Raw genomic sequence first — 12984 nt, forward strand, 5'->3', positions numbered from 1 at the left:
TATTATAACAGAAAAATTTATATGGATATTTAATTTGCTTTGCTATAATTAGGATTATGATATTTTTTATTTTTTCTTTCGTTACGTTATTGATTTTTGGTTTGGCAAATATTTATATTTATAAAAGATTGATTAAGAAAATTTTTATCTTTAAGTATCTTTATAAAATTTTTGCCTTTGTTTTTACTCTGCTTTTTCTAGCTCAAGCGATATTTTTAATCTTTCGCAGAAATGAATACCTAAGCGATACTTGGTACGAATTTTTGGCTGCATTGTATGCACCGACTTATTGTTTATTTTTTATAACTTTGGGGCTTGATTTTATAAGGCTTATTTTAATGTTAATGGGTAAGATGCATAAAAAATATAGTCTTGCCCTGCGCTCGGTTTTTGATTTAACTATCATAAGCTTAGCAGTAGTATTGATTTATACAAGTATAAATAACGCTATAAGAGTGCCTGAAATTCAAAGTACGGATATCTATCTTGCCAAACTTGATCGCGACTTAAAAATAGCTATGCTTACAGATATACATTTGGGTAAAAATTTGCATAAGGATTTTTTGGATAGGCTCATCGTTGAAGTAAATTTGCAAAAGCCTGATATGGTGGTTATAGTGGGGGATTTAGTAGATACAAATCCTAAAGAATTGCAAAATTATATTTCAAGGCTTAATGATTTAAAATCCACCTATGGAACTTTTTATGCTTTGGGTAATCATGAGTATTATCATGGAGTAGATGAAGTTTTAAATTTACTTAAAGAATACACCAATATGAAAATTTTACTTAACCAAAATTTAGACCTAGGTTTTATAAATATCGCAGGACTTGGAGATTTAGCAGGGCTTAGTAAGGGTTTGTACGCTCCTGATTTAGCAAGGGTTAAGGTAGATTTAAACACAAGTAAAGCTAGTATTTTGCTTGCTCATCAGCCTAAAACAGCCTTGCTCTATAATTTAAGTGATTTTGATCTTATTTTAAGTGGTCATACGCATGGGGGACAAATTTTCCCTTTTATGTTTTTAGTAAAGCTTCATCAAGGTTTTATACGTGGGCTTTATGATTTAGGAGAAAATACCAAACTTTTTGTTAGCAGTGGGGCAGGTTTTTGGGGGCCTAGTTTAAGAGTTTTTGCTCCCAATGAAATTGTAATTTTAAATTTGAAAGGTGAAAAATGAGTTTTTCTAATGAGAGTTCAAGAATTTTTGGACTTATAGCAGGGGTTGAATTTCCTAGTTTTATACAAAAAATAATCAATGAAAAATATGTCAATTATTTTAAGATCGATATGAGCGAATTTAAAGCTCCTTGTGAATATGAAAGCTTAAATGCACTTTTTACAAGATCTTTGCAAATTCCAAGAGAGATAAATGAGGGTTTTATAAGTCCAAGTGATGGGAAAATTTTAGAGTGCGGAAGTGCTTTTTTAGCAGATAATGCACTCTTTGCTTTTTCGATTAAAGGGCATACTTATAGCATAGAAGAGCTTTTAAAGGATAGTTTTAAAAAAGAAGAATTGGAAAATGGGCTTGATTATGTTAATATCTATCTTTCTCCAAGAGATTATCACCGCTATCATAGTCCTTGCAATATGCAAATTTTAAGTGCAACTTACACAAGTGGCGCCCTTTATAGTGTAAATGAAAAGCATTTAGAGCGTATTAGTAATTTATATGTAAAAAATGAAAGAGTGAGTTTAAAATGTCAAAATGAAAAGGGTATTTTTTGGCTTGTGTTTGTAGGAGCTCAAAATGTAGGAAAAATGCGTTTTAAATTTGATACAAGCATACAAACTAATGCAAAATTTTCTCATAATTTTACTAGAAAATATGAAAATCTAGAGCTTAAAAAAGGTGAAGAATTGGGAAATTTTGAATTAGGTTCTACCATAGTTTTAATTGCTCAAAAAGGACTTTTAGATATCAAGCTTAAAGCAGGGCAGAATGTTAAATTTGGAGAAAAAATAGCAGATTAATTTTTAGGTGTTTTATTTGCCATTTGATAAATAAAAGCAAAAACTTCAGCCACAGCTTTATACATATTGGGCGGAATTTCATCTCCTAAGTCTAATTTACTTAAAATTTCTATCAAATCTTCATCTTCTTTGATAGGAACTCCGTGTTCTTTAGCTAAAGAGATAATTTTAGCAGCACTTTCTCCTTTGCCGCTAGCAAGAACTTTAGGTGCTGAATTTTTTTCTTTTTGATAGCCTAGAGCGACAGCTTTTTTGATTGATTTTTTTATCTTGCTCATACTTTTTTATCCATACCCATTTCAAGATCTAAATTTTTGGCATTTCTTGTATCAAATTTGCTTCTTATGATATCTCCTACAAAGAAATTTGCACTTAAAAGTCCCGCTTTATTGATATTTCTTTTAAGTTCGTGAGCATTTTCATAGATGGTTTTTCTAAATTCAACATTTTCTGCCATGATATTAATATCTATGTATTTATCATTGTTTAAAGAGATAAGAATTTCCAAATCGCCAAGCTTGGCAAATTCAAGTTTGATTTGAGCAAAAAATTTATCCTTTTTTCCACGCCTAAACATGATCTTAGAATCATCTAAATCCTCCCAAGAAAAGGGCAGATAGGTATTGATAGAATCATTAGCTAAAGACATGAGTTGATTGAGTTCAATTTGCGCTAAAAGACGATTGGCTTGATTGTATACGGCTTCATTACCTTCGTTTTTGGCTAAATTTGAAATTTGCAAAAGGGTTGATTTTACATCATGATGTAAAGATTCGGCTATATCCTGCTCGGTTTTTGGTTTAATTTGTGCTAAATCTTTTATGGATAAATTTAATTTATGTTCTAAGGTTTTTAATTCTGCTTGATTGAGTTTGGCATTTTGAGTATGGGGTTCGAGTTCTTTTAGGCTTTCATTGACTTTTCTTGAAAGATTGCTTAAGCTTTTGCTTAAATCCTGCACTTGCTCTAAGTCCAAATTTTCTACGCTAAAGGCCAAATTCTTTACAATATTTTGTTTTATAAATTCTTGATTTTTTATGATATTTTGGGCGGTTTGATTGTTTAATTGTTGTGTATTTTGAGTATTGTTTGGATTATGAGTGTTTGCTGAAGTTTTGTTTTCTGTTTTTGTTTCGTAAAATTTAGGATTTTCTTTGGTTATATTTTCTTTAATTTTTTCTTGTTTTTCATCTTTGATTTTATCCTGGTTTGAGGTGGAATTTTTTGTATTGTTTTCTGCTTGATTTTCTTCTGTTTTATTTTTTGAATCTTGAGTATTGTCTTTACGATTTTCCGTTTTAGAATCCAAATTTTGATCCTCTTTTGGATGAAAATCTTCTTGAGATTCTAAATTTTCTTCTTTTTTGATATCTTGTTTTATATCCGCATCATTATCATCTAATGAATTTTCTTTTTTTGGTACTTGAGGGGATTTTTCTTCACTTTCTTCTTGTTTGATGCTAGAGTCGGGGCTTTCATCTTTGGTATATTCATCATTCTTGTTAATGTCTTCGTTTTGAGCTTTTATATCTTCTTTGATATTTTCGTTTTTGATAAGCTCGTTTTTAATATTTTCATTTTTAATGTTTTCTTTATGATTTAAAAGACTTTCTAAAATACTTTCTTTTTGGGGTGTTTTAGGAAAATGATCACCTAGGATATTTTTTAAGGTATTTTCTAATTTTTCAAAAGCTTTTGCACTTTGTTTTAAAAGCTCGGTATCTTTTATCATTAAATTTTCTGGTCTGTTTAAAGCTTTAAAAAAATCATTTTTTATCGCATTTAATTCTTTTGCAATTTTACTAGCTATAGGAAGAATTTTTTCTTGAGTATGGCTTGGATTTTTAGCGATATAGTTTTTAAAATTCTCTAGTTTTGAGCTTAAATTTAAAAGAGCTTTAAAAGAGCTTTGATTTAAAATTTGCTTATTTTCATTTTTATTAGAATAAATAATATTTCTTAATTCTTTTAAGGTGTCTTTAGGACTTAAATTTGCATTTGCAAGCTGTGCAATTTGCGCACCAATCTTTTCACTGCTAAGACTTTTAATCATGCTTATAAGAGAATGAAAACTTTTGGGTAATAATTCCTCGTTTAAAGCGTCTTTTAATTTCGCTTCAAAAAAGATACCCGAATTTTTTAACAATGGCGCTAAATTACTATTTTTTATTTCACTTGCGGGTTTTAAAATTTGGTTTAATTTATCCAAAACTTGAGTAAAGGTATCGCTTTTTGCAAGTTCTGTGCTTAAGACTTTTAATTCATTGGCAAAATTAGGAGCTAAATTTAGATTTTTTCCTTGTTTAAGCATAGGTGAGTCAGGATTTTTTTGTGCATTGATTTGATCTAAGAGCTTATTGACAAGTTCTTTTAATTTTGCGCTTGTTTCATTTTGAACAAAACGAGTTAAAACTTCTTCATCGCTTGCATTTTTACTTAGTCCCAAATTTTGTTTTAAGGCTTGAGAAAGTGCTTCTTTAGGATTATCTTTAGAATTTAATTTATCTTTACTTATCCCACTATCGGTTTTTATGTCATTTTTTTGTGCATTTGCAATTTGGCTTGTAAGTTGAGTATTAATCATCAAGCATCACCATATTTCCTGGTTTTTTCTTAAATTTTTTATTTAAAATATTGGGTTTATTAACTGCAAAAAGGATAAGAAATCCAAGAGAGGCTATATAAAACCAAACAAAACCATCTGTATTAAAATATTGTATTAAAAATCCTAAAATTAAAGGACCAAACAAAGAGCCTAAAGAATAACAAAATAAAACCCCACGACCCAGTTCAACGCCTTGATTTTTGTTTGTTAGCATATCATTAGCCCTTGCAAGAGCTAGAGCATAAAGACAAAAAACTCCTATACCAAGTAAAATGCCTAAAAAATATTGCATATACAAATGAAGTTTAAAAAAAGCAAAGATAAGCATGGTAAAAAAACCTATGCTTGAGCAAGTGATGATTGCGAATTTTCGTCCCATTTTATCAGAAATACTTCCTACTACAATTTGGGCTAAAAATCCACCCAGCACCCCACAAAACATAAAATAAGAAACTTCTTGAGCTCCAAAGCCTTGTAAAAGTATAAACAAAGACGCCATAGAAAAAAACCCATTAATAAGCATTCCAGCTATAAAACTTGTAACAATAGCTAAAGGAGCTATATCAAAAATTTTAGGTATAGAAATAGGACTTGGTGCGGGCAAGACGGGTTCTTTGATCTTGATTAAATTTAAAGGCAATGATGAAAGCAAGATAAGTGCTGCACTTAAAATAAATATATTATGCTTGTTTAAATCTAAAGCAATAATCAAAATCCCAATACCAAACGCAAGATAAAATACGATTTCATAAAAACCTAAAATTCTAGAACGAACGGCGTTTTTGCTTTTTTCATTAAGCCATGATTCTATTACCATTAAAAGCCCATAATAGCAAATTCCTATAAAAAATCTTAAAATCGCCCAAAAAACAAGATTTTCACTAAGGGTATGAAGCATAGCAGAAATTCCAAACACCGCACCAAATAAACCAAAAGATCTTATATGTCCTATGCGAGAGATGATTTTATGTGCTCCGATGGTGCCTATAAGGGCTCCTATAAAAAAGCAAGAGCCTAGCACTCCAACAGCCAAGGAGCTTTCTTTATTTTCTTTTAAAATAACACCTATGGAGCTTACGATCAAGGCATTGCCTGCAAACAAAAATGTCATACTGGCAAAAAGTGCTGTCATGGATCTAATGATTTTTTTTGGACTCATATCTTCTTATATACAGCATAAAAATAAAAACACATACTAGCAAGGATGAAATTCCACATATATAGGATAAAATATCTAATTTATCTTGACGATGTAAAAATAAAAATCCCGCAACTAAAACCCCATAGGCTATCAATTTAAATAAGGCAAAAAACAAAGTAAAAAAGCGTAACCTATCTTTAAAATTTAGAGATAAATCGTCTTTAATGGAAATAAATTTAACAATTCTAGGTAACTTTTCTATCTTTTTTATATAAAATAAACTCGGATAAATGAAATCTTTTTGATGGTTTTTTACTTGAGCTAGGATAAATTTCTTATAATTAGAATAAGAAGTAAAAACGATCAATAAAATGCTAAAAAAAGCAAATTCATAGCTTAAAATTATATTTAAATTTATCCATTTAAAAATAACAAGAATGCAATAAAACAAGACGTGAATTAAGCACAAGATAATAAAAAAAGCTTTTTTATTTTCCATTATCTTGTTCTTTTTGGCGAATTTTCTCTTTTATAAACTCGTCTCTTTGTTGAAATTCTCCATAGCTTTTAACTTGTGATTTATAGGTTTTATAAACATTAAGTATTGCTGCTGCAACACCCCAAAATACACCCAGCCAAAAAAGCCAAGGGTAGGGTGTAAATTTTTTTAACAAATACCCCACGCCAATCCCGATTAAAATAGCAACGACCATGGAAATTCCAAGACTAAGCCCATCTGCGGCTTCTATAGTCTTGCGAATGATTTTTTGTCTTTTATTAGAATTCTCACTCATAGTTTCTTAAAGCTTTCATATGTACTTTGTAAGGTTTTATCGATAAGCTCTTTATTCATTTTAGCGCAGATAAATCCTGTTTCAAATTGAGAAGGAGCTAGATAAATTCCATTTTTAAGCATATTTTGATGAAATTTAGAAAAGAGTTTAAGATCGGATTTTAGAGCATCTTTATAATTATACACTGGATCTTGCGTGAAAAAATATCCAAACATAGAACCCACATAGCAAGTTTGTAAAGCAACACCTCTTTCATTTGCAAGTTCTTTCATTCCCTTAGTAAGCCTTTTGGCTAATTTTCCAAGTTTAGTATAAAGATCTTTTTTCTTTTTGGCTTTAGATAAACTAGCAATTCCTGCAGCCATTGCCAAAGGATTTCCACTGAGTGTTCCTGCTTGATAAACTCCTCCTAATGGACTTAAAATATCCATGATTTCTGCTCTAGCTGCAAAAGCTGCTGCAGGTAAGCCTCCACCTATAACCTTGCCAAAAGTAACGATATCTGCTTGTATGTGATTGATACCATAAGAGCCAAGATATGAAGCTCTGTATCCACTCATCACTTCATCAAAGATGAGCAAGGTATCGTTTTCTTTGCAAATTTTGACAAGCTCTTCTAAGAAATCTTGCTTGCCAGGAACTAATCCCATATTTCCTGCAATAGGTTCGATAATAACACAAGCAATGTCTTTATTTTTCTCAAAAAGCTCTTTTACGCTTTCTATATCGTTATAAGTTGCTACTAGAGTATGCTTTACTACATCTGCTAAAACCCCTAAAGAGCTCGGTGAATTAAAAGTAGCAGCGCCACTTCCAGCACTTACAAGTAAAGAATCTGAATGCCCGTGATAGCAACCTTCAAATTTTAGAATTTTATCTTTTTTGGTAAAACCGCGAGCAAGGCGTATGGCACTCATGGTCGCTTCTGTACCACTGCTTACAAAGCGAATTTTATCTAAATGCGGAAAGTCTTCTAAAACAAGCTCGGCTAGTTGTGTTTCTAGCAAAGTCGGCGCACCAAAGCTTGAACCCTTTTTTAAAGCCTCATTGCAAGCTTTTAATATATCTTTATCGCAATGCCCAAAAAGCAAAGGTCCCCAACTTTGCACATAATCAATATAGCTATTGCCTTCTATATCAAAAATATGAGCTCCCTTTCCATGGGATATAAATCTAGGCTCACTTTGCACATTGGCAAAAGCACGAACAGGAGAATTTACACCTCCTGCAATAAGACTGCAAGCTATTTTAAAAGCTTTTTTGTTTGTCATTTTTGCTCCTTTTTAGATTGCTTGATGTAATTATATAAGGTTATAATTTCATCATTGGTTAATGAGTAATTTGGCATGATCGATTTTGCATCTTTGTCTTGATTAAGAGAATTTTGAAATTCTTCAAAACTAAGATTTTGAATACTTGGGACTTTATAGGCTGTTTTAACTCCATTTTTCATATAAAAACCTAGAGTTTGTTCGCTTCCATCGTTACCATGGCATTTTTTACAACTAATACCCCTTGGGTTTTCATAGAGCATTTTCGAATACTCTTTAAGTGTTATGAAATCAGAAGCAAAAAGATTTAAAATAGCTCCTAGAAATATTAAAACAGCTTTCAAAATTTCACCTTGTTAATGAAGTTTTAATATGATACAATTTTTACTTTAAAAAAGTGATAAATTTATAAAGGAAAAGAATGACTTTGCTTGATGGTAAAGCTTTAAGCGCCAAGATTAAACAAGAACTTAAAGAAAAAAACAAAATGTTAAAAGAAAATGGAGTAGAAACTTGCCTTGCGGTAATTTTAGTAGGTAATGATCCAGCAAGTCAAACTTATGTCAATTCTAAAGCTAAAGCTTGCGAAGAATGTGATATAAAATCTTTGGTTTATCGTTTGGATGAAAATACAACTCAAAATGAGCTTTTAGCTCTTATTAATACCTTAAATCACGATGATAGTGTCCACGGAATTTTAGTTCAGCTTCCTTTACCAAAACATATCAGCAAGGATTTAATTTTAGAAAGTATCATCAGTAGTAAGGATGTGGATGGCTTTCATCCTATTAATGTGGGTTATTTAAATTTAGGTTTGGAAAGTGGATTTTTACCTTGCACTCCACTTGGCGTTATGAAGCTTTTAAAAGCTTATGATATCAATCTTGAAGGACTAGATAGCGTTGTAATCGGTGCTTCAAATATAGTAGGTCGTCCTATGGCTACCATGCTTTTAAATGCAGGTTGTACGGTAAGTATTTGTCATATAAAAACAAAAGATTTGAGCGCTTATACTCAAAAAGCAGATTTGATTATAGTAGCAGCAGGATGTGTTAATTTGCTTCGTGCAGATATGGTTAAAGAGGGTGCTATTATAATTGATGTAGGAATTAATCGCCTTGAAAATGGCAAAATAGTAGGCGATGTGGATTTTGAAGAGGTTTCAAAAAAAGCCAGTTTTATAACCCCTGTTCCAGGCGGTGTAGGCCCTATGACTATAGCGATGCTTTTGGAAAACACAGTAAAATCAGCTAAAAATAGTTTAAAATCAGGAATATAAATGAATTTTTTAAAAAAACTTTATAAATTTTCACAATCATGGACAGGAACGGTTATCATCGTTCTTTTAGTAATCTTTTTCTTTATACAAGCCTTTGTTATACCTTCAGGTTCGATGAAAAATACCTTGCTTGTAGGTGATTTTTTATTTGTTAAAAAATTCAGCTATGGAATTCCAACTCCACATATTCCGTGGCTTGAAATTCCAGTTTTACCGGATTTTGATAAAGATGGACATTTAATCAAAGGGCAAAGCCCCCAAAGAGGCGATATAGTGGTTTTTAGAAACCCTAAAAATGAAAAAGAGCATTTTGTAAAACGCTGTGTAGGAGTGGGCGGAGATAGAATCGTTTATGCCAATAAAACACTTTATGTAAGAATGCATGAGGGTGATGAATTTATGAAAGAACATTATCCTGATGATTTGGCAACCCTTGGAGGGCAAATTTATGTTAAAGAGCCTTATAGGCAAAAAGGGATTCATTATGATTTAAACAAAGATATAGAAAGTGATATTTTGCGTTTTCTTAGTGTGGGCAAATTTGCTATGTCGCCAACTTATTTTAAAGAACTTGGAAATAATATAGGCTTTAGTGGTGGTAATGCCTATGTTTTTGATGTGGCCGAAGAAGAATATTTTATGGTAGGGGACAATAGAGATTATTCTTATGACAGCCGTTTTTGGGGCTCTGTTCCTTATCGTTTGATAGTAGGAAAGCCTTGGTTTGTTTATTTTTCATGGGATCAAGATAAAAATGTTCGCTGGGAAAGGATAGGGCGTTTTGTTGATACTTTGGAAAATGAAGAAGAATACATTCATGATCATGATGATGAGGATAAATTGAGTTGATTTTGTTTTCTGTATAAGCAGTAAATAAAATCACTTTCTTAAATTTGGCTTATTTTATTTTTCACAATCGCTACAAATGCCTTTTATAAGCACACTTTTAATCGTACCTTTTACTTTTGGCATTTGAACATCGCTAATTTTATGGCATTTATCACAAACAAAATGTGCCTTAGCGTGATCTGCTAATTCATAAAAACTTTTGCGGTTTAACTCACTTTTACTAACAATACCCTTTTTTTCAAAAAGTTCCATATTACGATAAAAACTGGTTTTATTGGCTTTGATATCAAAATGATCGTAACTTAATGGAGTCTTTGCAAGGGATAAAATTTGTAGTAATTCTACGCGTAGGTCTGTTATAGCTATATCGTGTTTTTTTAATAATTCAAGAGCTTCCATAAGATTTACCTTTAAAATATAAATTATATTTTATTGTAGCATAAAAAAGCTTTATGTTTGCAACTTTATGTTTAAGTTGCAACTAAGTTGCATTTTGTATAATTTCAAAATATTTTATTATAAGGAAAATCTATGTTGAGAATTTTATTATTAAGTGTATTGTGTGTTTTTGCTTTTGGAAAGCCCATAATTAGTGTCAGCATTCCACCTCAAGCTTTTTTTGTGGAAAAAATAGCTAAAGACAGCGTTGAAATAAATATACTCATACCACCAAATTCAGATGAGCATACTATGGAGTTTAAGCCTCAAGCATTGAAAAAATTAGAGCAAAGTGAAATTTATTTCTTAGCAGATTTAGAGCTTGAAAAAATTTTGGAAAAAAAATTTAAAAGTGTATTAAAAAATGTAAAAATTGTTAATATTAATGAAGGTATTCATCTTCTTGAAGGAGGGCATGATCATGAGCATGAACACGATCATGATCACGATAGACATCACGCAGAAGAGCATGATGAGCATAATGACCCTCATGTTTGGCTTGATCCTATTTTGGTTAAAAAATTGGCACAAAATATTACCCAAGCTTTAGTGCAAAGTTTTCCAAACAATAAAGAATTTTATGAAGCAAATTTGGCTAACTTTTTAAAAGAGCTTGATCAAATGGATGCTCAAATCGCAGAGAAACTTAAAAATATTAAAAGAAATGAATTTATAGTTTATCATCCAAGTTGGGCTTATTTGGCTAAAAGATACAATCTTGTGCAAATTCCTGTAGAAATTGATGGTAAAGAGCCTAAAAGTAAAGATTTGCAAAATCTTATCAAGCTTGCAAAAGAAAAAGATATACGCGTTATCTTTGTTCAGCCTGGCTTTCCAGAAAATTCTGCAAAAGTGTTAGCTAAAGAATTAAATGCTCAAATTGTTTCTATTAATCATTTGGCTAGAAATTGGGATGAGGAGCTTCTAAAAAGTATCCAAGCTTTAAGTTCGGCCTTGCAATGAGAGCGATTTTTGTTTTAATATTTCTAGCTTTAAGCAACTTATATTCTTGCGCCTTGTGCGCAACTTACACCCCAAATGTAGATGTAAATTTAGATTTTAATATGAGCAATGAAAAAATCAAACAAGTAGATATAAGCTGGGAATTTTCAGAAGAATTTTTTAATGTTTTGCTTGAAAATTATGACTTTAATTATAATGATAAATTTGATCCTGATGAACTTGAAATTGTAAAATACACACTTTTAGACTACATAAAACCTAAGCATTTTTTAACTCAATTTAGCTTTAATGGCTTGGAAGAAAATATAAATATCAAGCAATTTAAAAATCCTAAATTGCAGATAAAGTCTCCTCGTTTGTTCTTTAGTTATCAAGTTGTTTTAGATATGCCCATTAAAGATTATAACACCTTTAGTATAAAAATTCACGATGATGGAGGATTTTTTAATTTTAATATAAAAAATCAAAATTCTATAAGCCTAAATTCGCAAAATTATATCATTTCTAGTATTGATTCAAGCACTGCATCTTTTGAAGTATATCAAGGGCAATTACCTCAAGATGTATATATAGATAATACTCCAAGTCCTTCTCCTTCAAAAAATTTTTTAGAAAAATTGATTGAATTTAATAATACACTTTTTGCCCATATTAAAGATATATTAAGAAAAGAATTTGATTTTAAATCCTTTTTGATTTTATTAGTGATTTCTTTTGCGTATGGTGTTTTTCATGCTAGTGCTCCAGGTCATGCTAAAATGCTGACAAGTTCGTATTTTTTAACCCATAAAAGTACACCCTTAAAGATATTGTACTTTGTATCTAGGATAGGAGTTATTCACATATTGAGTGCGTTTTTATTGGTAAGTGTTGGAGTGGTTTTACTTGAGCATTTATTAAAAGATGTCAATAATGAAGCTGGCTTTGTATTGACTAAGATTACGAGTTTGTTTATTATTTTTATTGCTTTATTTATGATTAGTAAAAAGATATTAAGCGATAAAAAGCAATGCTGCTGTGCTCATCATAAAAGCAATGAATGGGGTATTATACTTAGTGCTGCTTTAGTGCCTTGTCCCGGGGTTGTTTTACTTATAGTATTTGCCTATGAGTTTAGTTTTTGGTATGCGTTAAGCTCTGCTATTTTTATCACTTTGGGAATGTGTTTAGTATTGTTTGCTTTTGCATTAGGAGCAAATCAATTTTATAAAAGCATTTCACATACAAAAATAAGAATCTTTTTAGAATATTTTGGACTTATTGTTATGTTTTTATTTGGTTTGTTTTTGTTTATCAATATAAAAACAAATGCACTATAAAAGAAATTTCTAGATAAAATGGGTAAAATATTTTTTATCTAAATCTAGATTTTTCAAATCATACATAATTAACAAGCAAGCATGTAGTTTATAAACTATGAAAAAATGCTTAGTGTTTAAAATCAATTCATATAAAAATTATTTTATAATATGCTTATTTTAAACAAAGGAGCATTAAATGAAAATCACAATGATAATTCTAAGCTTATTTTCTTTAGTATTTTTAAGTGCATGTGCTTTTAAAGAAAAAAAAGCAAGTGAAATAAAAACTCTTGCAAGTAATTATGGTGGAATTTATATCTTTGATAAAAAAATAAGAGAAGAGATATTGGAATTAGAGAAAAAAG

General features: G+C 30.6%; 14 protein-coding genes. 6 read left to right on the forward strand and 8 right to left on the reverse strand.

Translation table 11 applies throughout. The features are described 5' to 3' along the window. The first annotated feature begins 56 nt into the window (after window positions 1–56). Together KAR67_RS07140 and KAR67_RS07145 are read left to right on the forward strand one after the other, a co-directional pair. Window positions 57–1181: a metallophosphoesterase gene (locus KAR67_RS07140; protein ID WP_002776779.1), complete on the forward strand. Its 1125-nt coding sequence runs from the start codon at window positions 57–59 to the stop codon at window positions 1179–1181. Next, window positions 1178–1978, forward strand: a complete 801-nt coding sequence (locus KAR67_RS07145) for a phosphatidylserine decarboxylase (RefSeq protein WP_002776781.1) — start codon at window positions 1178–1180, stop codon at window positions 1976–1978. The genes KAR67_RS07140 and KAR67_RS07145 overlap by 4 nt, the downstream gene beginning before the upstream one ends. On the opposite strand, the gene KAR67_RS07150 is transcribed toward KAR67_RS07145, so the two are convergent. Genes KAR67_RS07150 through KAR67_RS07180 form a run of 7 tightly spaced genes read right to left on the reverse strand, consistent with a single transcriptional unit; the run spans window position 1975 to window position 8133 of the window. Beyond that, window positions 1975–2256 (reverse strand): FlhB-like flagellar biosynthesis protein, encoded by a 282-nt coding sequence (locus KAR67_RS07150; protein ID WP_002776788.1) that lies wholly within the window; start codon window positions 2254–2256, stop codon window positions 1975–1977. The genes KAR67_RS07145 and KAR67_RS07150 overlap by 4 nt on opposite strands. Beyond that, the gene (locus KAR67_RS07155; RefSeq protein ID WP_002800032.1) at window positions 2253–4562 is read right to left on the reverse strand and encodes a flagellar hook-length control protein FliK; all 2310 of its coding nucleotides are present in this window, start codon (window positions 4560–4562) and stop codon (window positions 2253–2255) included. Before KAR67_RS07155 ends, KAR67_RS07150 begins: the two co-directional genes overlap by 4 nt. Beyond that, window positions 4555–5742 (reverse strand): MFS transporter, encoded by a 1188-nt coding sequence (locus KAR67_RS07160; RefSeq protein WP_002831965.1) that lies wholly within the window; start codon window positions 5740–5742, stop codon window positions 4555–4557. The genes KAR67_RS07155 and KAR67_RS07160 overlap by 8 nt, the downstream gene beginning before the upstream one ends. Beyond that, complete coding sequence (locus tag KAR67_RS07165) at window positions 5720–6223, reverse strand: hypothetical protein (protein WP_119834826.1); 504 nt, start codon at window positions 6221–6223, stop codon at window positions 5720–5722. The genes KAR67_RS07160 and KAR67_RS07165 overlap by 23 nt, the downstream gene beginning before the upstream one ends. After that, window positions 6213–6518: an AtpZ/AtpI family protein gene (locus KAR67_RS07170; RefSeq protein WP_002783745.1), complete on the reverse strand. Its 306-nt coding sequence runs from the start codon at window positions 6516–6518 to the stop codon at window positions 6213–6215. The genes KAR67_RS07165 and KAR67_RS07170 overlap by 11 nt, the downstream gene beginning before the upstream one ends. Continuing rightward, on the reverse strand, window positions 6515–7789 hold the full coding sequence (hemL, locus tag KAR67_RS07175; protein WP_131235503.1) for a glutamate-1-semialdehyde 2,1-aminomutase: 1275 nt from the start codon (window positions 7787–7789) through the stop codon (window positions 6515–6517). The genes KAR67_RS07170 and hemL overlap by 4 nt, the downstream gene beginning before the upstream one ends. Further along, window positions 7786–8133, reverse strand: coding sequence for a c-type cytochrome (locus KAR67_RS07180; RefSeq protein WP_002776800.1), 348 nt, complete (start codon window positions 8131–8133; stop codon window positions 7786–7788). Before KAR67_RS07180 ends, hemL begins: the two co-directional genes overlap by 4 nt. A gap of 77 nt (window positions 8134–8210) precedes the next feature. On the opposite strand from KAR67_RS07180, the gene folD reads away from it, so the two are divergent. Continuing rightward, a complete protein-coding gene (gene folD, locus KAR67_RS07185) occupies window positions 8211–9068 on the forward strand; it encodes a bifunctional methylenetetrahydrofolate dehydrogenase/methenyltetrahydrofolate cyclohydrolase FolD (protein WP_002776802.1) in 858 nt (285 codons plus the stop codon). Further along, window positions 9069–9917, forward strand: coding sequence for a signal peptidase I (gene lepB / locus KAR67_RS07190; RefSeq protein WP_002776806.1), 849 nt, complete (start codon window positions 9069–9071; stop codon window positions 9915–9917). A 54-nt stretch (window positions 9918–9971) separates the two neighbouring features. Here lepB and KAR67_RS07195 read toward each other — a convergent pair whose 3' ends face one another. Further along, window positions 9972–10316 (reverse strand): transcriptional repressor, encoded by a 345-nt coding sequence (locus tag KAR67_RS07195; RefSeq protein ID WP_002776808.1) that lies wholly within the window; start codon window positions 10314–10316, stop codon window positions 9972–9974. 132 nt (window positions 10317–10448) lie between these two features. On the opposite strand from KAR67_RS07195, the gene KAR67_RS07200 reads away from it, so the two are divergent. Together KAR67_RS07200 and KAR67_RS07205 are read left to right on the forward strand one after the other, a co-directional pair. Beyond that, window positions 10449–11318 carry a zinc ABC transporter substrate-binding protein gene (locus KAR67_RS07200; protein ID WP_002790402.1) on the forward strand — a complete coding sequence of 290 codons (870 nt, stop codon included), beginning with the start codon at window positions 10449–10451 and terminating at the stop codon, window positions 11316–11318. Then, window positions 11315–12637 (forward strand): DUF1007 family protein, encoded by a 1323-nt coding sequence (locus KAR67_RS07205; RefSeq protein ID WP_002776816.1) that lies wholly within the window; start codon window positions 11315–11317, stop codon window positions 12635–12637. The genes KAR67_RS07200 and KAR67_RS07205 overlap by 4 nt, the downstream gene beginning before the upstream one ends. Window positions 12638–12984 lie beyond the last annotated feature (347 nt).

The sequence above is a fragment of the Campylobacter sp. JH32 genome, from assembly GCF_017846535.1.
In the GTDB taxonomy this organism is placed as follows: Bacteria; Campylobacterota; Campylobacteria; order Campylobacterales; family Campylobacteraceae; genus Campylobacter_D; species Campylobacter_D coli.

Excerpts from the sequence above, each read along its gene's own strand:
- KAR67_RS07150 (WP_002776788.1), bottom strand. The coding sequence starts at position 2,256 with ATGAGCAAGATAAAAAAATCAATCAAAAAAGCTGTCGCTCTAGGCTAT.
- KAR67_RS07205 (WP_002776816.1), top strand. The coding sequence starts at position 11,315 with ATGAGAGCGATTTTTGTTTTAATATTTCTAGCTTTAAGCAACTTATAT.
- hemL (WP_131235503.1), bottom strand. The coding sequence starts at position 7,789 with ATGACAAACAAAAAAGCTTTTAAAATAGCTTGCAGTCTTATTGCAGGA.
- KAR67_RS07140 (WP_002776779.1), top strand. The coding sequence starts at position 57 with ATGATATTTTTTATTTTTTCTTTCGTTACGTTATTGATTTTTGGTTTG.
- KAR67_RS07200 (WP_002790402.1), top strand. The coding sequence starts at position 10,449 with ATGTTGAGAATTTTATTATTAAGTGTATTGTGTGTTTTTGCTTTTGGA.
- folD (WP_002776802.1), top strand. The coding sequence starts at position 8,211 with ATGACTTTGCTTGATGGTAAAGCTTTAAGCGCCAAGATTAAACAAGAA.
- KAR67_RS07160 (WP_002831965.1), bottom strand. The coding sequence starts at position 5,742 with ATGAGTCCAAAAAAAATCATTAGATCCATGACAGCACTTTTTGCCAGT.
- KAR67_RS07195 (WP_002776808.1), bottom strand. The coding sequence starts at position 10,316 with ATGGAAGCTCTTGAATTATTAAAAAAACACGATATAGCTATAACAGAC.
- KAR67_RS07155 (WP_002800032.1), bottom strand. The coding sequence starts at position 4,562 with ATGATTAATACTCAACTTACAAGCCAAATTGCAAATGCACAAAAAAAT.
- KAR67_RS07165 (WP_119834826.1), bottom strand. The coding sequence starts at position 6,223 with ATGGAAAATAAAAAAGCTTTTTTTATTATCTTGTGCTTAATTCACGTC.
- KAR67_RS07145 (WP_002776781.1), top strand. The coding sequence starts at position 1,178 with ATGAGTTTTTCTAATGAGAGTTCAAGAATTTTTGGACTTATAGCAGGG.
- lepB (WP_002776806.1), top strand. The coding sequence starts at position 9,069 with ATGAATTTTTTAAAAAAACTTTATAAATTTTCACAATCATGGACAGGA.
- KAR67_RS07170 (WP_002783745.1), bottom strand. The coding sequence starts at position 6,518 with ATGAGTGAGAATTCTAATAAAAGACAAAAAATCATTCGCAAGACTATA.